Below are 20,746 nucleotides of genomic sequence, written 5' to 3' on the forward strand. Positions count from 1 at the left end.
CTCTCAGGCCGCTCGGCCGGCAAGCTCGCCGGCGATGCGGTCTCGAACCTCTGCACGCGCGTCCTCACGCACCAGCGGCCCGAGCGCGAGGAGCGCGGCGAACAGCAGGGCGATCTCGATGTGGTAGACGATCAGGTAGCCGATGGCCGGCTCGTTCATGCCCTCGCCGAGCACCCCCGACTGGGCGATGGCGCCACCGACGTCGCGCACGAGGCCGCTCGCCGCGATCGAGAGCCCGGCGGCGGTCGCCTGGACGGCGCCCCAGGCGCCGAGCGCGAGCCCGGTATCCTCCGGGCCGGCGCGGTTCATCGAGGCGGTGAGCGTGCCGTGGGCGAACAGGCCGCCCCCGAGCCCGATCAGGCTGACGCCGGCCGCGAACAGGTCGGCCGAGGCCAGCGGCGCGGCGAAGACCACCGCCGAGAAGGCCAGGATGCCGATCCCGACGCCCACCGCCGAGACCCGGAACGGATCGCCGCCGCGCCCGAGCCAGCGGGCCGCGACCAGCAGACCGAGGCCGCCGCCGGCGGCGAGCAGCGCGGTCAGCGCCGTGGTGGCGCCCACCGACAGATGCAGGATCTGGCCGCCATAGGGCTCCAGCAGGATGTCCTGCATGGAGAAGCCTGCCGTGCCGAGCCCGATCGCCACGAGGCGCCGCCGGGCGGTGCCCTGCCCGGCATAGGCCTGCCAGGAGGCGCGGAAGTCGCGCTGCGGCGCCTCCCGGGTGCGGTGAGGATCGCGGGGCTCCTGCTTCCACAGGGCGATCCCGTTGAGGATGATGGTGACCAGGGCCGCGCCCTGGATCACCTGGATCAGCCGCACCGGCGAGAAGTGGGCGAGGAACAGACCGAACAGCACGGCGCTCGCCATCATGCCGAACAGGAGCGCCGCGCAGAGCAGAGCCACCACCTTCGGCCGTGCATGCGCCGGGGCGAGGTCGGTGGCGAGCGCGAGGCCCACGGTCTGGGTGGTGTGCAGCCCGGCGCCGACCAGCAGGAAGGCCAGAGCCGCCGCCACGTCCCCGACCCAGAGCGGCCCGGTGGTGTCGCCCGACAGGATGAGCAGGGCGAAGGGCATGATCGCCAGCCCGCCGAACTGGAGCAGCGTGCCGAACCAGATGTAGGGCACCCGCCGCCAGCCCAGCACCGAGCGGTGCGTGTCCGACCGGAAGCCGACGAGCGCCCGCAACGGGGCGAAGATCAGCGGCAGCGCCAGCATCATGGCGACGATCCAGGCCGGCACGCCGAGCTCGACGATCATCACCCGGTTGAGCGTTCCGATCAGCAGCACCGCCGCCATGCCGACGGTGACCTGGAACAGGGCGAGCCGGAGCAGGCGCCCCAGCGGCAGCTCGACGGTGGCGGCATCCGCGAAGGGCAGGATCGCCGGGCCGAGGCGCATCAGGGCGCGGGTGAGTTTTTGCGTGGGGGTGGTCATGATCGCACCCCGGTCGCCGCCGCACCCCCTCCCCCCTCAGCGGGGGAGGGGGGCCCCTGCGTCAGCAGGGGTCGGGAGAGGGGAGCGACGGTTCCGAAAAGATCACGCTCGGGGCCGAAACCCGCAACGTCGCGCTGCCCCTCTCCCCCCCTGCTGCGCAGGGTACCCTCCTCCGCAGAGGGGGGAGGGGAAGAGCGCGTCAGCGCGATGGCGTTCGACAGGTAGAAGCCGCTGTTGATCCGGTGACTCCCCGCCCAGGCGAAGCCGTCGAGCGCCCGTTCGGACGACATCCGCCGCCGCAATCCGCCCTCGGTCACGGGAACGATCGCCGGCGAGCGGTCGCCGCGGGGAAAGAACTTGCCGGCGGCGTGCATCACGGTCAGCAGGGCGGTGCGCGGCGCCACGGTGAACAGCACCGAACCGTCCGTGCGCGCGCCCAGCACCGCCAGCGCCCGGGCGATGTCGGCGGCGCGGTAATGGATCAGTGAATCCATCGCCACGACGTGGTCGAAGCGGCCGAGGCCCGGGTCGAGCATGTCGCCGACGCGGAAGTCGATGCCGCCGGGGCCGGGGATCGCCGGCAGGCGCTCCCGGGCGAGGTCGACCAGGGTCGGCGAGACGTCGATGGCCACCACCTCGGCCCCGCGCCGCGCCGCCTCGACGCTCAGCGCCCCGGTGCCGCAGCCGGCATCGAGCAGGCGCAGGCCGGTCATGTCGGCGGGCAGCCAGGAGAGCAGCGTCGCCCGCATGGCGTCGCGCCCGGCCCGCACCGTGGCGCGGATCCGGCTCACCGGCGCGTCGGAGGTCAGGCGCGACCACGCCTCGACCGCGGTGCGGTCGAAGTAGGTGGTCAGTTCACCCCGGCGGGATTCGTAGCTGGCGCTGGCCATCGGTCGGATCCCAACCTCAATCGAACCCGAGGAACTCGAACAGGTCGCGGTCCTTCATGGGGATCGCCTCGCAGGGCTCGCCCCCGGCCCAGAGCGTCTCGGCGAGCCGCATGTACTCGGCGGTCACGGCATCGAGTTCCGGGGAGGAATCCATCTCGAACAGGGTCGATTTCTTGAGCCGCGAGCGGCGGACCACGTCGAGATCGGGGAAGTGGGCGAGGCGCTTCAGGCCGACCGCGTCGTTGAACCGGTCGATCTCGTCGGTCTTGGCCGAGCGGTTGGCGATGACGCCGCCGAGCCGCACCGGGTAGTTCTTCGATTTGGCGTGGATCGCCGCCACGATCCGGTTCATCGCGAAGATCGAGTCGAAGTCGTTGGCGGTGACGATCAGCGCCCGATCGGCGTGCTGGAGCGGCGACGCGAAGCCGCCGCAGACGACGTCGCCAAGCACGTCGAACACCACGACGTCGGTATCCTCCAGGAGGTGGTGCTCCTTGAGGAGCTTGACGGTCTGGCCGACCACGTAGCCGCCGCAGCCGGTCCCGGCGGGCGGCCCGCCGGCCTCGACGCACATGACGCCGTTATAGCCCTCGACCACGAAATCCTCGACGCGCAGCTCCTCCGAATGGAAGTTCACGGCCTCCAGGGCATCGATCACGGTCGGGGCGAGGCGCTTGGTCAGCGTGAAGGTCGAATCGTGCTTGGGGTCGCAGCCGATCTGCAGCACCCGCTTGCCGAGCTTGGAGAACGCCACCGACAGGTTCGACGAGGTGGTCGACTTGCCGATGCCGCCCTTGCCGTAGACCGCGAAGACCTTGGCGGTCTCGATCTTCAGGTCCGGATCGAGGGCGACCTGGAGGCTGCCTTCTTCCTTCCGGGCGATGACCGGATTGCGAATGGCGATGTTCATGCGGCGACTCCTATGGTGACGCCTTCGAGACGGTCTTCCAGCTCCTCTTCGGCCCGGTCGAGGGCGTCACGCGTCGCCGCGTCGGGAGTCCAGAAGCCGCGCTTGTGTGCCTCGATCAGCCGTTGGGCGACCTTGGCGGAGGCGGTGGGGTTGAGGGCCGCCATGCGTTCGCGCATGGCGGGGTCGAGCACGTAGGTCTCGGTGATCCGCTCGTAGATCCAGGGCTGGACCGCGTTGGCGGTGGCCGACCAGCCGACCGTGTTGGTCAGGTGGGTCTCGATCTGGCGCACGCCCTCGTAGCCGTGGCCGAGCAGGCCCTCGTACCATTTCGGGTTGAGCATGCGGGTGCGCGTCTCCAGCGCCACCTGCTCCTCCAGGGAGCGGACGCGCCCCTCCCCGCGGGTCTGGTCGCTGATGTAGATCGGCACCGCTTCGCCGCGGGCCTTCGCCACCGCCCGGCCCATGCCGCCGAGCCCGTCGAAGTAATGGTCGACCGAGGTGACGCCGACCTCGACCGAATCGAGGTTCTGGTAGGCCATGTCGACGGAGGCCAGCACCGCCTGCATCAGGGCCCGCTGCGGCGCCGGCTTGCCCGAGCGGCCATAGGCGAAGCTCTTGCGGCGCGAGAAGGTCTCGCACAGCTCGGCATCGTCGTCCCAGCTGCCCGAATCGACCAGGTGGTTGACGTTGGCCCCGTAGGCGCCCTCGGCGTTGGAGAAGACCCGCAGGGCCGCCGTCTCCAGGTCGCAGCCCTGCTCGGCCTGGATCGCCAGGGCGTGCTTCCGGACGAAGTTTTTCTCGAGGGGCTCATCCGCGCTCGCCGCGAGGAAGGATGCCTCCGCGAGAAGCTTCGTCTGGAGCGGCAGCAGATCGCGAAAAATGCCCGAGAGGGTGACCACGGCGTCGATTCGCGGGCGACCGAGGATTTCGAGCGGGATCAGCTCGGCGCCGCTGAGCCGGCCGTAGCCGTCGAAGCGCGGGGCGGCGCCGATCAGCGCGAGGGCCTGGGCGATCGGGCCACCCTCGCTCTTGAGGTTGTCGGTGCCCCACAGGACCAGGGCGACGCTCTCCGGGCAGGGTTTCCCGTCCGCCGCGAAGCGTTCGAGGATGCGGGCCACCTGCCGGGCGCCGTCCGCCACTGCATAGGCGGAGGGCAGGCGGTAGGGATCGAAACCGTGGATGTTGCGCCCGGTCGGCAGGATCGCGGGGTTGCGCAGCAGGTCGCCGCCGGCCACGGGTGGGATGAAGCGGCCGTCGAGCGCCCGGATCAGCGCCGGAAGTTCGTGGTCCTGCGCGAGGCGGCGGTCGGTCTCGGCCAGCGCCGTGAAGGCCGCGCGGGTCTCGGGGTCGCCGGGCAGCCCGGAGGCCGCGAAGGCCGCCTCGACGCCCTCGCCCGCGACCAGCGCGGCGATGCCGGCCGGGTCCGGCTTCAGCCCGTGCGAGGCCTCGGCGAGGGCGAGCAGCAGGTCGCCCCGCTCCTCCGCCGGTACGCCTTGCCCGACCACGTGCAGGCCGTGCGGGATCAGGGTCTGCTCCAGCTCCTGCACGGCGGACCAGAGATCCGCGACCCGGGCGCCGAGATCGCCGGTCCAGGCCGGCTCTGCCGCTACGAGATCGACGGCCGCGCCCTGCTCCTGGATCAGCCGGGCGAGGCCCTCGCGCTCGACGGCTGCCTCGAGGTCGAGCCCGCGCCAGCGCTCCATGGAGCTCTTCAGGTCGAGGAGCCCGCGATAGAGTCCGGCGGTGGCCAGGCTCGGGGTCAGGTAGCTCACCAGCGTCGCGGCTGAGCGGCGCTTAGCCAGCGTCCCCTCGGACGGGTTGTTGGCGGCGTAGAGATAGACGTTGGGCAGGGCCCCGATCATCCGCTCCGGCCAGCAGGCCTCGGACAGGCCGGTCTGCTTGCCGGGCATGAATTCGAGCGCCCCGTGGGTGCCGAAATGCAGCACGGCGTCCGCGGAGAAATCCTCGCGCAGGTAGCGGTAGAAGACCGAGAACGCGTGGGTCGGCGCGAAGCCGCGCTCGAACAGCAGCCGCATCGGGTCGCCCTCGTAGCCGAAGGCCGGCTGCACTCCGACGAAGACGTTGCCGAACTGGGCGCCGAGCACGAACAGGTCGGCGCCGTTGGTCTGGTGGCGGCCCGGGGCGGGGCCCCACTGGGCCTCGATCTCGGCGAGATATGTCTCGCGGCGGACATGGTCCTCGGCCCGGATGCGGGCGTGGACGTTGGCCTGGGTCCCGTAGCGCTTGGCGTTGCCCTCCAGGATCGCTTCGCGCAGGGCGTCGACGCTCTCCGGGACATCCACGGCGTAGCCGTCCGCCGCCAGGCCCTTCAGGGTGTTGAGCAGCGAGGCGTAGACCGAGAGGAATGCCGCCGTGCCGGTCGCGCCGGCATTGGGCGGGAAGTTGAACAGCACCACGGCGACCCGGCGTTCGGCCTTCGGGGTCCGGCGCAGGGACACCAGCCGCTCCACGCGCTCGGCCAGCCGCGCGGCCCGCTCCGGGTGGACCCGCATGTCCCGGGCATTGTCGCTGCCGGAGGCGGAGGAGCGGCCGCCGAACACCATCGGCGCGGTGGCGCCGTCGAGTTCGGGGATCGCCACCATCATGGTCGCCTCGACCGGCGACAGGCCGCGCTCGCCCGTCTCCCACTGTTCGAGGGTCTGGAACTCCAGCGCCTGGGCGGCGATGTAGGGTACGTCGAGCCGGGCCAGCATCGCCTCGGCGGCGGCGGCATCGTTGTAGGCGGGGCCGCCGACCAGCGAGAACCCGGTGAGCGACACCAGGGCGTCGATGCAGGCGCGCTCGTCCTTCATGAAGAAGGACTCCACCGCCGGGCGGTTGTCGAGGCCGCTGGCGAAGGCCGGCACCACGTCGAGGCCCTGCGCCTCCAGGGCCGCGATGACGCCGTCGTAATGGGCGGTGTTGCCGGCGAGCACGTAGCTGCGCATCACCAGCAGCCCGACGCGGCCCCGCGCGGCCGCCGAGCGCGGCAGGCGGGACGGATTCTGGCCGATCCGGCCGGGCAGGCGCGGGTGGTAGAGGCCGGTCTCGGGGTAGTCGAGGGGTGCTGGCGCGGCCGGCCCCTCGCGCCAGGCGGCCCGCTCGCCGGCCGCGTAGCGGTGCACCAGGAAGCACACCAGGGCGGCGACGTTCTCGTCGGAGCCGGCCAGCCAGTATTGCAGGGTCAGGAAATAGGCGCGCACGTCCTGGGCCGAGCCCGGGATGAAGCGCAGGATTTTCGGCAGCTTGCGCACGAGCGCCATCTGGCGGCCGGCATTGCCCTGCTGGCCGGGCTTGCCGCGCAGCTTCTTGAGGAAGTCGAGGGCGCTGCGCTTGGTGCCGCTCATGTCGAAGCGGCCGAGCTTGGTCGTCTTCACCACCTCGCTCGCCGACATGCAGCCGACCATCGCGTCGCAGGCGTCGCGCCGGGCGGCGAGCGCCGGCAGGATCGCCCGGACATGCTCGTCCATGAACAGCATGGCCGAGAGCACGATGTCGGCCTGCGCGATGTCGCTGCGGCAGGCGTCGAGGGACGCGGGATCGGTGTCCCACTCGGCCGCGGCGTGGAAATCGAGCACCAGCCCCGGCATCTCGGCGCGCAGGCGCAGGCGCGCCCGCTCGACCGCGCTGGCCAGGTGGTTGTCGAGGGTGACGATGACGACGCGGATCGGCGGTCGACGCGTCGCGCCGGCCTCGCGTCCGGGGGGGAGCGCTCTAGCGGCCATAATGCGCCTTGGCGTCGTAGAGGGTTTCGAGGGTGATGAGCGGCAGCCGCCGCTCACGGGCGAACTTCTCCGTGTTGCTGCGCGCTTTGCCGCGCACGAAGAACGGGATTTTCCTCAGCTCTTTCTCGGCCTCGGGCGCCCAGGGAGCGGTCGTGATCACGACAGGCTCGTCCAGGAGGATCGGGGCGGGTGCCGACGGAGCGGCCGGTTCCGCGACCTCGGCGGCCGCCTCGGTGGAGGCCGCCCGCGCGGTTCCGCCGAGATGCGAGGGCCCGACGCCGTCGTGGAATTCCGGGTCCTCCCGGAACATGCCGAGCAGGTGCTCCTCCAGGCCCATCATCAGCGGATGGACCAGGGTGTCGAACAGGACGTTGGCGCCCTCGAAACCCATTTGCGGGGCGTAGCGGGCCGGGAAATCCTGGACGTGGACCGGTGCGGAGATCACCGCGCAGGGGATGCCCAGCCGCTTGGCGACGTGGCGCTCCATCTGGGTGCCGAGGACGAGTTCCGGGGCGGCCGCGCGGATCGCGGCCTCGACGTCGAGGTAGTCGTCGGTGATCAGCGCCTCGATCCCGTGCTCGGCCGCCTCGGCGCGGATCTCCCGGGCGAATTCGCGGCTGTAGGTGCCGAGGCCGACCACCGTGAAGCCGAGTTCCTGGGCCGCCACCCGGGCGATGCCGAGGGCGTGGGTCGCATCCCCGAACACGAAGACGCGCTTGGCCGTGAGGTAGGTCGAGTCGACCGAGCGGCTGTACCAGGGCAGGCGTGAGCCGGGGCCGTCGAGGACAGGCGCCGGATCGACGCCGGCGAGGCCCGCCACCTCGGTGACGAAGCAGCGCGTTCCGCCGACGCCCAGCGGGATCGCCTGCGTGAACGGCTGCCCGAAGGCCTTCTTGAGGTATTCGGCGGCGGCCCGGGCGGTCTCCGGGTAGAGCACGACGTTGAAGTCGGCGTCCTTGAGCCGTCCGAGATCGGCGGGGGATGCGCCGAGCGGGGCCACGACGTTGACGTCGATGCCCAGCGCGTCGAGCAGCCGGCGGATCTCGATCAGGTCGTCCCGGTGGCGGAAGCCGAGGGCTGTCGGCCCGAGGAGGTTGCAGAGCGGGCGCCGGCCCGGCTCCCGCGGCTGGCGCGGGGCGGGTGCCCCGGCGAGCGCCCGCACCAGGCGGTAGAAGGTCTCGGAGGCGCCCCAGTTCTCCTTCTTCTGGTAGGCGGGCAGCTCCAGCGGGATCACCGGGATCGGCAGGTCGAGGGCCTTGGCCAGGCCGCCCGGATCGTCCTGGATCAATTCGGCGGTGCAGGAAGCGCCGACGATCATCGCCTGGGGCCGGAAGCGCGCGTAGGCGGCCGCCACCGAGGTCTTGAACAGCTCGGCCGTGTCGCGGCCGAGATCCTGGGCGCGGAAGGTCGTGTAGGTGACGGGCGGGCGGGCATCGCGCCGCTCGATCATCGTGAACAGCAGGTCCGCGTAGGTGTCGCCCTGCGGCGCATGCAGCACGTAGTGCAGCCCGGTCATCGCGGTGGCGACCCGCATGGCGCCGATATGGGGCGGACCCTCGTAGGTCCAGAGGGTGAGCTGCATGGCCCTACACCTCCAGCAGCGCGCGGCGCCGGAGCGGGCGCGCGAACAATTCGGCGAGGTCGCCGGCCTGCTCGTAGCCCTGCACGGGCGTGAACAGCAGCTCGATCGACCACTTCGTCGAGAGGCCCTCGGCCTCCAGCGGGTTGGCGAGGCCGAGGCCGCAGACCGTGAGGTCGGGACGGGCCGCCCGGCAGCGGTCCATCTGGTCGTCGAGGCTCTGGCCCTCGGTCACCCGGGTGCCGGCGGGGAGCCACGCGATCTCGGCGGCGAGATGGCCTTGGTGCAGGTAGGGGGTCCCGACCTCCACGAGCGCGGCGCCGAGTTCCCGGGCGAGGAACCGGGCGAGCGGCACTTCGAGCTGCGAATCGGGGAAGAAGAACACCCGCTTGCCGGCGAGTTTTTCGCGATGGGGCGCGAGCGCGGTCTCGGCCCGGGCACGGCCGGCGGCGGTCGCCGCCGCGAATGTCTCGTCGGCGACTCCGAACGCGTCGGCTGCCGCCCGCAGCCAGCCGGTGGTGCCCTCGGCGCCGAGCGGGAACGGGGCGGCCAGCCGGTGCGCGCCGCGCTCGTCGAGGGCACGGGCGGTGTCGGCGAGGAACGGCTGGGCCAGCAGGTAGCGGGTGCCGCGCCCCACCGCCGGCATCGCACCGGCACGACGGGCCGGGAGGAAGCGGACATCCGCGATCCCCATCGCGGAGAAGATGCGGAGGAACTGGTCCTCGACCACGTCGGCGAGCGCGCCCACGATCAGCAGCGACGGCGCGGCCTCGGCCGGCGCCCGGGGCAGTTCCGGCACCAGGGCGGCGAGGCAGGCATCCTCGCCCTGCGTGAACGTCGTCTCGATGCCGGAGCCCGAGTAGTTCAGCACCCGCACCGGCGCGAGTCGCCCCGAGAGCCGCTGCGCCGCCCGGGACAGGTCGAGCTTGATCACCTCGGACGGGCAGGAGCCCACCAGGAACAGGAGCTTGATGTCCGGCCGGCGCTCGATCAGACGGGTCACGACCCGGTCGAGCTCCTCGTTGGCGTCGGCGATTCCCGCGAGGTCGCGCTCGTCGATGATCGCGGTGGCGAATCGCGGCTCGGCGAAGATCATCACGCCGGCGGCCGACTGGATCAGGTGCGCGCAGGTCCGTGAGCCGACCACCAGGAAGAACGCGTCCTGGATCTTCCGGTGCAGCCAGACGATGCCGGTGAGCCCGCAGAACACCGCGCGCTGCCCGTGCTCCTGGTGCAGGTCGATGCCACCGCAGGCCTCGGCGTCCCGGGCGGTCTGGCGCGGCAGGGGCGCGTTCATGACAGCGCCTCCGCGAGGCGCGGCGCCCCGATGCCCGTGCCCTGCAGGCGGGCGGCCCGCAGCTTCAGCACGAACTGGCCGGCATTCACCACGTAGGTGGCGTAGGCCGTGAGCGCGAGCATGAGCAGGGCCCGCTCACCGAGGGCGCCGGTGGCCAGCGCCGCGAGGTAGGCCGTGTGGAGCGCCAGCACCAGCATGCTGACCACGTCCTCCCAGAAGAAGGCCGGTGCGAACAGCCAGCGGTCGAACACCGCCTTCTCCCAGATCGAGCCGGTGATCATGATCGCGTAGAGCGCCAGGGTCTTGACCACGACGGAGATCTCGGCGGCGAGCGGGCTCTCGCCGGTGGCCAGGGTGCGCAGCACCAGGACGAGGCTCACCAGGAAGACCGCGAATTGCAGCGGGGCCAGCACGCCCTGAACCAGGGTCCAGGGCGTGGCGTCGCGCCGGCGCCGTTCGGCAGGCGTGTAGAGCGGTCGTGCCGGCCGGTCCTCGGGACCCATGCATCCGCCCCCTGTTTCTCGGCGGTGCCTGAGGCCCCGTCCCTGGCAGAGGCTAGGGCGTCGGGTCCGGAAGTGTCAAGTGCGCTTGACGCTCGGGATGTATGACAGTGGGGCGAAAATTTTTCTTGGTCTAAGATGATTGCCAAGATCGCCAGGAAGCGTATCGTCTGGCTCGAGAGCAGACAGTCCGGTGACTTGGCACATCAGATCCGGGACTGAGGAAGTCGAAGACTAGACGGGCTCGCAGTCCCGCATCCGATGTGTGAGCGCAGCTGCCGGTTTTTCGAGCCGCGGCCGTTTCAAGGAGGGATGCCGATGGGGGACTGGAGGCATTTCGGAGCGCGCCTAGAACACGCGACATCCGGGCCGGGGTGCGGGTCCGTTGGCGATGTCGTCCCGGCATTCCGCGGCGTTTCCCGCGCCTGGTCCGCCCCCAAGCGAACCCTCAGCCCCCTGCCGGACTCCCTCGCCCGGGTCGTGGAAGCCGAGATCCTGCCGCGGCTGATGCTGGCCCACCGCCCGGGCGCCGGGCGCCGGTCCCCGGTCGAGCGGACGCTGACACCGCAGGAGATCGCCGCGTTCAGCGCCCTCCTCCTGGCCCCCGGACCGGTGGATCTCGACGCCGAAGTCGACGCCCTGCTGGATGCCGGCCTGCCGCTGGCGCGGCTGCTCCTCGATCTGCTCGCCCCGGCGGCCCGGCATCTCGGGGCCCTGTGGGAGGAGGATGCCTGCGATTTCCTGGCCGTAACCGAGGCGCTCGGCCGGCTCCAGGCGATGTGCCGGCATCTCTGTTTGGAACTGGAGGACGAGGCGGTCTCCGTCTGCGGGCGCAGCGTGCTGCTGCTGCCCTGTCCCAGCGAGACCCATCGGTTCGGCCTCTCGATCGTCGCGAGCTTCTTCCGGGAGGCCGGCTGGGACGTGACCACGGCGGTGCCGGAGCCCGGACTCGATCCCCTCGACCTGCTCGCCACCGATTGGTTCGACGTGGTCGGCCTGTCGCTCTCGAGCGACGTGCTCCTGCCGGTCCTGGTCGCGACGGTGGCGGATGTGCGACGCGCCTCCCGCAACCCGGCGGTTCGCGTGCTGGTCGGCGGTCCCTATTTCGTGCGCCACGGCGGCGATGCGAGTATTGTCGGCGCCGATGCCTGCGCACTGGACGCGTGCCTCGCACCCGCCGCGGCGGAAGCTTTGCTGGACAGACAGGCCCTGGCCTGCTGAAAGGGCCCCAATCCACCTCATCACATCACGGTGATCGTGACGCTCCAGCCCCACCCCACCCCCCCAGGGCCGCTCGCGGCACTGGACCAGGTGGCCGGCCACCTCGGCGGCGAGGCGGTCGGGCGCATCGTCGCGGCGTCTTCAGATCTGTCGCTTGTGATCGACGCCGAGGGCGTGATCCGCGATGCCTCGATCGGCGCCGATCTCGAAGCGGAGAACATCCCCGGCTGGCTGGGCCGGCGCTGGGTCGATATCGTGACCGCCGAGAGCCGGCCGAAGGTCGACGCCCTGCTGCGCGATGCCCGGCCCGAGGGCATCACCCGCTGGCGCCAGATCAACCACCCCTCCCCCAGCGGCATCGATCTGCCGATCCGCTACGCCTCGATCCGCGCGTCGGAGGGCGGCCCGATCCTGGTGCTCGGGCGCGACATGCGGGCGGTGGCCGCGCTCCAGCGCCGCCTGATGGAGAGCCAGCAGGCTCTGGAGCGGGATTACGAGCGCCTGCGGTCCGTCGAGACCCGCTACCGGCTCCTGTTCCAGATCTCCGGCGAGCCGGTGCTGGTGGTCGATGCCGGCAACCGACGGGTGGCGGAGGCCAACCCGGCGGCCGCGCGCCTGCTGGGTCGACCCGCCAAGCGCGTCGCCGGCCAGGACGTGATCGACCTGTTCGACGCCGTCAGCACGCGGGCGCTGGAGGCGCAGTTCGCCGCCCTGCGGGCGACCGGGCAGGCCGGGGAGGTCCGGGCCGCCCTGCCGCACGGGCGCGGCGAGGTCTCGGTCTCGGTCTCGCTGTTCCGGGGTGAGGGCGGCGCCAGCGCCCTGATGCGGCTCGTGGCCGATCCGGCCACCGTCGAGGCCGGCCCCGGCCAGGAGGCGCCCACCCGGGCGGTGATCGAGGCGATGCCCGAGGGCTTCGTGGTCACCGACTCGGCCCGCCGGATCCTCACCGCGAACGCCGCCTTCCTGGAGCTGATCCAGCTCGCCAGCGAGGGGCAGGTTCGTGGGCGCACCCTCGACCAATGGCTCGGCCGCGAGGAGACGGAGGCACAGGCCCTGTTCGCGACCCTGGTCGATCACGGCTCCGTGCGGCGCTTCGCGACCGTGATCCGCGGCGCCTACGGCGGCGTCGAGGACGTGGAGGTCGCGGCCGTCTCCGTGGCGGGCGCCCGCCCCTGCATGGGCTTCGCGATTCGGACGACCCCCCGCCGGATCCCCGAGGGGCGATTCTCCGGCGGGCGGGACGTGCCGCGCTCGGTGGAGCAGATGACCGAACTGGTCGGCCGGGTCTCGATGAAGACCCTGGTCCGCGAGACCACCGACCTGATCGAGAAGCTGTGCATCGAGGCGGCTCTGCGCATCACCCGGGACAACCGGGCCTCGGCGGCGGAGATGCTCGGGCTGAGCCGGCAGGGTCTCTACGCCAAGATGCGCCGCTACGGCGTCGGCGATCTCGATGGTCCGGTCGAAGCGGACTGATCGCCGGATAAGGCCCTCTCGATCGGCCGATCCCGAAGACGGGCATCCGGTCGTGCGGGGACGGATTGTCCCGATTCGCCGCCCGTGACACCACGCGGACCGCATTCGGCCGTGGCCCCGGGATCGATCCGGACGCGCCGGCAGCGGCCCCCCACGGGCGGGGATCTCGGCGCGTCGCGGGTGCTCGGTACACCGGAACCGCGCGGGCTCTGCATATTGTATTTTAGCCCGGCGATGTATTCGACAGACAAACCAATCCGGCGATCCCGCGGTCTGTGTAAATCCAACTTGACACATGGTGGAGGGTCGCTAGCCTGACGCCATGGCCGCTACGCCCGCCCCGAGCGCAGTCATCGAGCTGCTGAAGCCGATCACGTGGTTCGCGCCGATGTGGGCGTTCGCCTGCGGGGTTATCTCGTCGGGGCAATCCACCCATGGGCAATGGCCGGTGATCGCCGCCGGGGTCCTGCTCGCCGGGCCGCTGGTCTGCGCCACCAGCCAGGCCGCTAACGACTGGTTCGACCGGCACGTCGACGCGATCAACGAGCCCGGGCGGCCGATTCCCTCCGGGCGGATCCCGGGGCGCTGGGGTCTCTACCTCGCCCTCGGTTGGACGCTGCTGTCCATGGCGGTGGCGGCCGCCCTGGGCCCCTGGATCCTCGGGGCGGCCCTGTTCGGGCTGGTCCTCGCCTGGATCTACTCCGCGCCGCCCCTGCGCCTGAAGAAGAACGGCTGGTGGGGCAACGCCGCGGTCGGGCTCTGCTACGAGGGGCTGCCCTGGTTCACCGGCGCCGCCGTGATGGCCGCCGCCCTGCCTGACCGGCGGGTGCTCGTCATCGCCCTGCTCTATTCGGCAGGCGCCCACGGCATCATGACGCTCAACGACTTCAAGTCGGTGGAGGGCGACCGGCGCATGGGCCTGCTCTCGCTGCCGGTTCAGATGGGTTCGGAGCGCGCCGCGCGCTTCGCCTGCCTGGTGATGGCCGTGCCGCAGGTCGTGGTGATCGCGCTGCTCGTCGGCTGGGCGCGGTATGGGCATGCCGGGCTCGTGGCGGCGCTGCTCGTCGGCCAGCTCGCCCTGATGGTCCGGTTCCTGAAGGCCCCCCGGGAGCGGGCGGCCTGGTACAACGGCACCGGCACGACCCTCTACGTCCTCGGCATGCTGGTCGCGGCCTTCGCGCTGCGGCCGCTGGTGGGAGGGGCGTGATGGGTGAGCCCGGTTCGAGCGCGGGCCAGCGGACGCTGGGCTGGCCCCAGATCGTCCGCCTCGGTCTCGTCCAGACTGCTCTGGGCAGCGTCGTCGTGCTGATGACCGCCACCCTCAACCGGGTGATGGTGGTGGAACTCGCGCTGCCCGCCTTCGTCCCGGGCCTGCTGGTCGCCCTGCACTACGCCGTGCAGGTGCTGCGCCCGCGCTGGGGCTATGGCTCCGACCGGAGCGGCCGGCGCACCCCGTGGATCGTCGGCGGCATGGCGGCGCTCTGCCTCGGCGGGTTCGGCGCGGCCTGCGGTACCGCCCTCGCCGCTGAAAACCTCGCCCTCGGGCTGGCGCTCGCCGCCCTGTCCTTCCTGGCGGTCGGGATCGGGGTCGGGGCGGCGGGGACCTCGCTGCTCGTGCTGCTCGCGGGTGGCGTCGCGCCGGCGCGGCGCGGCGCGGCCGCCACCATCGTCTGGGTGATGATGATCGTCGGCTTCGCCGTCACGGCCCCGCTGGCGGGCCATTTCCTGGATCCGTTCTCCGGCCTGCGCCTGGTCGCGGTCTCCGGCGCGGTCTCGCTCATCGCCTTCACGGTCGCCCTCCTGGCGGTGGCGGGCATCGAGCGTCGCTTGCCCACCCGGGCGGCCGAGTCCGAGACGGCGCGGCCGCCGTTTCGCGCGGTCCTGGCCCAGGTGCTCGCCGATCCCCTGGCCCGGACCTTCACGATCTTCGTCTTCGTCTCGATGCTGGCCTACAGCGGCCAGGAACTGATCCTGGAGCCCTATGCCGGCCTCGTCTTCGCCATGAGCCCCGGCGCCACCACCAAGCTCGCCGGGCTCCAGCACGGCGGGGTGCTGGCCGGGATGCTGCTGGTGGCCGGCGTGACCCTCGCGGCCCGGGGCACCCCCCTCGCCTCCCTGCGGCTCTGGATCGCCCTCGGCTGCGCCGGCTCGGCCGCCGCCCTGTTCGCGCTGGCGGCGGGTGGCGATGTGCTGCCGCTGCGGCCTTCGGTGTTCGCGTTGGGGGTCGCCAACGGCGCCTACGCGGTCGCCGCCATCGGCTCGATGATGGCTCTGGCCGGGCGCGGCGGCGAGCGCGAGCGCGGGACCCGAATGGGTGTCTGGGGCGCGGCGCAGGGCGTCGCCTTCGGGGCCGGCGGTTTTCTGGGGGCGGCCGCGGTGGATCTGGTGCGGCTGGTCACGGCCGAGCCGGTCCAGGCCTACGCCACCGTCTTCGCCGCGGAGGGGGCGCTGTTCCTCGTCGCGGTGCTGCTGGCCCTGCGGCTCGCGCCCGCCCGGACCCCGGGCCGGCGCACGATTCCACTCAATCCCCTCCTCGGCGTGAGGTGACGCGATGGCACGGTTGGATGATGGCGGTGAAGGCCGCGACGCCCTCCCTCCCCCCCCTGCGGGCGAGGGTACCCTGCGAAGCAGGGGGGGAGAAGGGGAGCACGACGGAGCGGGTTTCGGTTCCCGGCTCGCCGTTTCCGGCACCGTCGCTCCCCTCCCCCGATCCGGCCTGACGGCCGGCCCACCCTCCCCCGCAGAGGGGGGAGGGAAAGCGCGTCGTGCCGATGCGTCCTACGACGTCGTCGTGGTCGGCGGCGGTCCCGCAGGCGCCACCGCGGCCACCGACCTCGCCCGGGCCGGCCACGCGGTCCTGCTCCTCGACAAGCCCGGCCGGATCAAGCCCTGCGGCGGCGCGATCCCGCCCCGGCTGATCCGCGACTTCGCGATCCCCGATTCGCTCCTCGTGGCGAAGATCCGGTCCGCCCGGATGGTGGCGCCGAGCGGCAAGGCCGTCGACATGCCGGTGGGCGAGGGTTTTGTCGGCATGGTCGACCGCGAGCAATTCGACCCCTGGTTGCGCACCCGCGCCGAGGAGGCCGGCGCCGACCTGCGTGCGGCCGCCTACGAAAAGATCAGCCGGCCGGATGACGGACCGGCGCTGGTCCATTTCAGCACCGGCGCCGGAGAAGCCCTCGTCCGCCACGCCGTCCGGGCGCGCCTGGTCATCGGCGCTGACGGCGCCTGTTCCCCCGTCGGCCGGGCCGAGGTGCCGGGCCACGCCAAGATGCGGCAGGTCTTCGCCTATCACGAGATCCTGCGGGTGCCGGAGGCCGGCGCCCCCGGGGCCGAATCGGTCGAGGCGACCCGCTGCGACGTCTATTACCAGGGCCGGCACTCGCCCGACTTCTACAGCTGGATCTTTCCGCACGGGGAGACGCTGAGCATCGGCACCGGCAGCGCGAAGAAGGGCTTCTCGCTGCGCTCCTCGATCCGGGCCCTGCGCGCCGCGACCGGACTCGAGCATGCCGAAACCCTGCGCCGCGAGGGTGCGCCGCTGCCCCTCAAGCCCCTGAAGCGCTGGGACAACGGCCGCGACGTGCTGCTGGCGGGCGATGCCGCCGGCGTCGTGGCGCCGGCCTCCGGCGAGGGCATCTACTACGCGATGCTGGGCGGCCGCCTCTCCGCCGAGGCCGCCGCCGTCTTCCTGAAGACCGGTGACGTCAAGGCCCTCGCGCGGGCGCGGAAAAGCTTCATGAAGCTGCACGGGCGCGTGTTCTGGATCCTCGGGATGATGCAGTGGGTCTGGTACCGTAGCGACGGCCTGCGCGAGCGCTTCGTCTCGATCTGCCGGGACAAGGACGTGCAGCAGCTCACCTGGGACAGCTACATGAACAAGGAGCTGGTCCGGGCGAAACCCGCCGCGCATGCGCGGATCTTCTTCAAGGACCTCGCCCACCTGTTCCGTTGGGTCTCCCCGTGAGCCTCATCGGGACCGGTTGGGGCCCGCCCGTCGTGGCGGCGCTCGCGGCTGTGCTGGTGGCGCTGGCCGGTGCCCTCGCGACCACCACGGACGGCTGGTACCGGCACCTGCGGTTCCCGGCCTGGAAGCCGCCGGACTGGGCGTTCGGGCCGGTCTGGACCGTGATCTTTCTGCTCACCGCCACGGCCGGGGTGATCGCCTGGAACGGCGATCCCGACCCGACGGACCGGCTCCTGCTGCTCGCCGCCTACGCGGTGAACGGGGCGCTCAACATCGCCTGGAGCGTGCTGTTCTTCCGGTTCCGCCGCCCGGACTGGGCGCTCGCCGAGGTCGCGGCCCTGTGGCTGTCGATCGCCGTGCTGGTGCTGGTCACCGGCCACGTGAGCGTCGCAGCGGGCCTCATGAACCTGCCCTACCTCGCCTGGGTCAGCGTCGCCGCCTGCCTGAACCTGCGGATCGTGCGCCTGAATGCGCCGTTCCGGGGGGCCTGATGGAGGCCCTGTTCGCCTCCGGCCGAATAATCGACGGGATCCTGCTGCTCGTCGCCGGGGAGGCGATCCTCCTCGCGTGGCTGCGCCGCCGGGGCGGGCCGCCGCTGCCGGCGCTGCTCGCCAACCTCGCCTCCGGGGCCGCGCTGATGCTGGCCCTGCGGTCCGCCCTGGTGGCGGCGGGCTGGATCAGCGTCGCCGGCTGGCTGCTCGCCGGGCTCGTCGCGCATCTTGCCGACCTCGGTCTGCGGTTCCGGGCGGCCACGGCACAACGCCGCAGGGCTCCGTCGTCCGGAACTCCCGCTTGAAGGGCCGCGTTCACGCGCGGCACACTTTGAAATTCTTCCACGCTAGGGACGGAGACGCGGCATGCAGCGCACGAAAGCCCTCTCCTCCGGCCGGGTCTCGGCCCCGATCCTGGCGAGCCTGCTCCTGGCTGCTCCGGCCCTGGCGCAGGACGGGTCCGACCCGGTCGAGCTGGGAAAATACCTCGTCACCATGGGCGATTGCGCCGCCTGCCACACGGCGCCGGGCGGCAAGTTCCTCGCCGGCAATTACGCCCTGAACATGCCCTTCGGCGTGATCATGACCCCCAACCTCACCCCCGATAAGGAGACCGGTCTCGGCAACTGGAGCTACGAGGATTTCGATAAGGCGTTCCGGCACGGCTACAGCAAGAACGTCGGCTACCTGTACCCGGCCTTCCCGTTCGGCTGGTTCACCAAGGTCACCGACGAGGATACCAAGGCGATCTGGGCCTATCTGCAATCGGTCCCGGCGGTGAACGAGAAGCGGCAGGAGAGCCAGATCCCGTTCCCGTTCAGCGTGCGCACCGCGCTGGTGACGTGGCGGACCGCCTTCTTCACCGAGGAGCGCTTCAAGCCCGATCCCAATGCCAGCGCCGAGGTGAACCGCGGCGCCTACCTGGTCGAGGGCCTCGGCCACTGCGCCATGTGCCACAACGAGAACAAGCTCGTGGGCAATACAAGCTTCGCGGGCCGCTTCGGCGGCGGCGTCATCGATGGGTGGTACGCCCCCAACATCACCCCGGACGGCCATCAGGGCATCGGCGCTTGGACCGACGAGCAGGTCGTGACCTACCTGAAGACCGGCACCGCCCCGGGCGACCGGCCCGGGGTCGCCGCCGGTCCGATGCGCCAGACCATCATGGAATCCCTCTCCAAGGTGAAGGAGGAGGACCTGAAGGCCATGGTGGCCTACCTGCGCACGGTTCCCGCCAAGCAGACCTACAAGCCGAAGGATCTCGCGGCGTTCGATACCGCCGGCGCTCCGGGCGCTTCGACCTACCTGACCTACTGCTCCTCCTGCCACCAGCCGGACGGCAAGGGCATCGAGGGCGCGGTTCCGGCGCTCGCCGGCAATACCTCGGTGATGTCCGAGGGGCCCGAGACGGTCCTGCGGGTGATCTATGGCGGCCTCGCCGCCCAGAGCGGGCTCGCGCCGATGGTGGCGATTGGCCAGCAGATGACCGATGTCGAGGTGAAAAACGTCACCGACTACATCCGCAATTCCTGGGGCAACAAGGCACCGCCGGTGACCGGGGACAAGGCCTCCGAAGCGCGGGCCGCCACCAAGACCATGCTGGCCGGCACCGCCCCCTGCGCGGAGATCGAGCAGGACACGCTCAAGACCGCCTTCAATCAAGTGGGCGTCCAGGACACCCTCATGGGCGTGAAGCAGCAGGACTTCGTGCCGACCCTGGTCCGGCTGGTGCCGCAGATCAAGGCGGCCGCCGCCGGTGCCACGGACGACGACGTGGTCAACGCGCTGACCACGGCCTTCTGCAAGGTCGCCCACGACGACCCGCAATACGGCAAGCCCAGCTGGCCGGCCGTGATCGGTACCTTCTCCAACGTCGCCTACAGCCAGGTGAAGCACCCGGAGAAGCAGGCGGTGAACGTCCCGTCCGCGACGACGCCGCCGACCCGGAAGGATTGAGGCCGGGGCTCACGCCCGGCCTGCCCGGCGGCACTTGTCGGCAAAGGGCGGGGGGCCTCGGTGCGGCGCTCCAAGCGCGAGGCCGATGCGGAGGCCCGGATCAACGGGCCGCTTGTTGTGATCGGCGTGGTGCGACCGGGACGGAGCCCTGGCCGTTTTCCTCTCGGACCGCCGCCCGTTGGAACAGCGCCTGCGTCGAACCTCGGAGATTCTCCGGGGGGCAGTCCAGCGCATCTGTTGGGACCGCAACGATGCTCGATCATGGCCGGTCCGGGTTCCGGCGGCCCTCAGGGAAGCGCGTGCTCTGCCCAGTGCATGACAGGCACGGATGTGCCCCCCGACGCAACCCTGGTCCATCCCAACCTGAGATATTTCTGGGATGATTTAGGGTGCATTGTCTTGTGTGATGCACGCCGCGTCGAAACAGCAGAGTGCAGCCAGAAATCTGTCCAGATCGATTGTCTTATTGCAAGACTACGATCTGAATTCAGGTCCCTGACGGTGACGACAAGGGTGGGAGCCGCTTGACGACGGAAGGATATCTGCGCACTTAATCATGCCTCTGTGGTTCAAGATTCGGATAATTTATAAGAAAAAGATTTACAACTGTACAGGTTACTTATCTAAGACCTGTAATGACGTATTTATATCAGGATGCGATTTGAGATACGGAGATTGGTTGTGCCTGAACGCAAGATTACCCTTGCGCTTCTGCGAACGATCGCCGAGGCGAGTGGGACCGACATCGATTTCTTCGTGTTGCCGCCGCACATGACCGAATCGGCGGGCGGTTCTCCGTTGCGGCGGGGATATCGGCGCGCTGCGATGCTGCCGCGCTTGTTCAGGGCCTATTTCGCCCTGCCCGGCATAGAGAACCGGCTGCGGGCACTCCGGATGATCGAGGCGATGGCGGCACGCGCGCAGCGAAGGGGCGGCGACACGGGTCCATGATCATGCGCCCCGGCGTGACGCTCGATGCGCAGTTCGAGGCCGGCCGCGCGGTCTGCGGGTCCCGCGGGAACGGACATCGCCGCGCGTCGTTTGAGCGTGGATCCCCCGAGACGTCCGATCCGGAGCGCCCGTGTCCAGCCTCGTCCGCATCCTGCTCGCGATCTTCATTCCGCCGATCGCGGTCCTCGTCACCACCGGCTTCGGCATCCAGTTCCTGCTGAACATCCTGCTCTGGATCCTCGGCTGGCTGCCCGGCACCGTCCACGCCCTCTGGCTGATGAACCGCGACCGGCCGCTGCTCTGAATTGCCAGCGGAGCCCGGCCCGACCTGGCCGCCCGCAGCGGGGCG

The 20,746-nt window shown here is 71.1% G+C and carries 17 protein-coding genes; 10 read left to right on the forward strand and 7 right to left on the reverse strand.

Annotated elements, in window-relative coordinates:
• Nucleotides 1–3: 3 nt before the first annotated feature.
• The 7 genes from AC3IF1_RS21625 to bchF are packed head-to-tail and all read right to left on the reverse strand — an operon-like array spanning nucleotide 4 to nucleotide 10,338.
• Nucleotides 4–1,434: a BCD family MFS transporter gene (locus AC3IF1_RS21625; protein ID WP_489219277.1), complete on the reverse strand. Its 1,431-nt coding sequence runs from the start codon at nucleotides 1,432–1,434 to the stop codon at nucleotides 4–6.
• Nucleotides 1,431–2,324, reverse strand: coding sequence for a magnesium protoporphyrin IX methyltransferase (gene bchM, locus AC3IF1_RS21630; protein WP_489219278.1), 894 nt, complete (start codon nucleotides 2,322–2,324; stop codon nucleotides 1,431–1,433). Before bchM ends, AC3IF1_RS21625 begins: the two co-directional genes overlap by 4 nt.
• Nucleotides 2,325–2,340: 16 nt before the next feature.
• Nucleotides 2,341–3,234: a ferredoxin:protochlorophyllide reductase (ATP-dependent) iron-sulfur ATP-binding protein gene (gene bchL / locus AC3IF1_RS21635; RefSeq protein WP_243970468.1), complete on the reverse strand. Its 894-nt coding sequence runs from the start codon at nucleotides 3,232–3,234 to the stop codon at nucleotides 2,341–2,343.
• Nucleotides 3,231–6,959, reverse strand: coding sequence for a magnesium chelatase subunit H (locus AC3IF1_RS21640; RefSeq protein WP_489219279.1), 3,729 nt, complete (start codon nucleotides 6,957–6,959; stop codon nucleotides 3,231–3,233). The genes bchL and AC3IF1_RS21640 overlap by 4 nt, the downstream gene beginning before the upstream one ends.
• On the reverse strand, nucleotides 6,949–8,541 hold the full coding sequence (gene bchB, locus AC3IF1_RS21645; RefSeq protein ID WP_489219280.1) for a ferredoxin:protochlorophyllide reductase (ATP-dependent) subunit B: 1,593 nt from the start codon (nucleotides 8,539–8,541) through the stop codon (nucleotides 6,949–6,951). Before bchB ends, AC3IF1_RS21640 begins: the two co-directional genes overlap by 11 nt.
• A gap of 4 nt (nucleotides 8,542–8,545) precedes the next feature.
• A complete protein-coding gene (locus tag AC3IF1_RS21650) occupies nucleotides 8,546–9,835 on the reverse strand; it encodes a ferredoxin:protochlorophyllide reductase (ATP-dependent) subunit N (RefSeq protein WP_243970463.1) in 1,290 nt (429 codons plus the stop codon).
• Nucleotides 9,832–10,338 (reverse strand): 2-vinyl bacteriochlorophyllide hydratase, encoded by a 507-nt coding sequence (gene bchF / locus AC3IF1_RS21655; protein ID WP_489219281.1) that lies wholly within the window; start codon nucleotides 10,336–10,338, stop codon nucleotides 9,832–9,834. The genes AC3IF1_RS21650 and bchF overlap by 4 nt, the downstream gene beginning before the upstream one ends.
• Before the next feature lie 315 nt (nucleotides 10,339–10,653).
• Between bchF and AC3IF1_RS21660 the strand changes: the two genes are divergently transcribed.
• The 10 genes from AC3IF1_RS21660 (at nucleotide 10,654) to AC3IF1_RS21705 (ending at nucleotide 20,701) form a co-directional block, all read left to right on the forward strand.
• The gene (locus tag AC3IF1_RS21660; RefSeq protein WP_489219282.1) at nucleotides 10,654–11,556 is read left to right on the forward strand and encodes a cobalamin B12-binding domain-containing protein; all 903 of its coding nucleotides are present in this window, start codon (nucleotides 10,654–10,656) and stop codon (nucleotides 11,554–11,556) included.
• Between the two features lie 30 nt (nucleotides 11,557–11,586).
• The gene (ppsR, locus tag AC3IF1_RS21665) at nucleotides 11,587–13,032 is read left to right on the forward strand and encodes a transcriptional regulator PpsR (protein WP_489219284.1); all 1,446 of its coding nucleotides are present in this window, start codon (nucleotides 11,587–11,589) and stop codon (nucleotides 13,030–13,032) included.
• A gap of 322 nt (nucleotides 13,033–13,354) precedes the next feature.
• Nucleotides 13,355–14,239 carry a chlorophyll synthase ChlG gene (gene chlG, locus AC3IF1_RS21670; protein WP_243970455.1) on the forward strand — a complete coding sequence of 295 codons (885 nt, stop codon included), beginning with the start codon at nucleotides 13,355–13,357 and terminating at the stop codon, nucleotides 14,237–14,239.
• Nucleotides 14,239–15,579, forward strand: coding sequence for a BCD family MFS transporter (locus AC3IF1_RS21675; protein WP_489219285.1), 1,341 nt, complete (start codon nucleotides 14,239–14,241; stop codon nucleotides 15,577–15,579). The genes chlG and AC3IF1_RS21675 overlap by 1 nt, the downstream gene beginning before the upstream one ends.
• Nucleotides 15,580–15,823: 244 nt before the next feature.
• A complete protein-coding gene (locus tag AC3IF1_RS21680) occupies nucleotides 15,824–16,999 on the forward strand; it encodes a geranylgeranyl diphosphate reductase (RefSeq protein ID WP_489219286.1) in 1,176 nt (391 codons plus the stop codon).
• Nucleotides 16,996–17,490: a TspO/MBR family protein gene (locus tag AC3IF1_RS21685; RefSeq protein ID WP_489219287.1), complete on the forward strand. Its 495-nt coding sequence runs from the start codon at nucleotides 16,996–16,998 to the stop codon at nucleotides 17,488–17,490. The genes AC3IF1_RS21680 and AC3IF1_RS21685 overlap by 4 nt, the downstream gene beginning before the upstream one ends.
• Complete coding sequence (locus AC3IF1_RS21690) at nucleotides 17,490–17,795, forward strand: hypothetical protein (protein WP_489219288.1); 306 nt, start codon at nucleotides 17,490–17,492, stop codon at nucleotides 17,793–17,795. The genes AC3IF1_RS21685 and AC3IF1_RS21690 overlap by 1 nt, the downstream gene beginning before the upstream one ends.
• Nucleotides 17,796–17,856: 61 nt before the next feature.
• A complete protein-coding gene (locus AC3IF1_RS21695) occupies nucleotides 17,857–19,446 on the forward strand; it encodes a c-type cytochrome (RefSeq protein ID WP_489219289.1) in 1,590 nt (529 codons plus the stop codon).
• Between the two features lie 681 nt (nucleotides 19,447–20,127).
• Nucleotides 20,128–20,397, forward strand: coding sequence for a hypothetical protein (locus AC3IF1_RS21700; protein ID WP_489219290.1), 270 nt, complete (start codon nucleotides 20,128–20,130; stop codon nucleotides 20,395–20,397).
• Between the two features lie 130 nt (nucleotides 20,398–20,527).
• A complete protein-coding gene (locus AC3IF1_RS21705) occupies nucleotides 20,528–20,701 on the forward strand; it encodes a YqaE/Pmp3 family membrane protein (protein WP_243970443.1) in 174 nt (57 codons plus the stop codon).
• Nucleotides 20,702–20,746: the final 45 nt, after the last annotated feature.

The sequence above is a fragment of the Methylobacterium sp. E-012 genome, assembly GCF_057836545.1.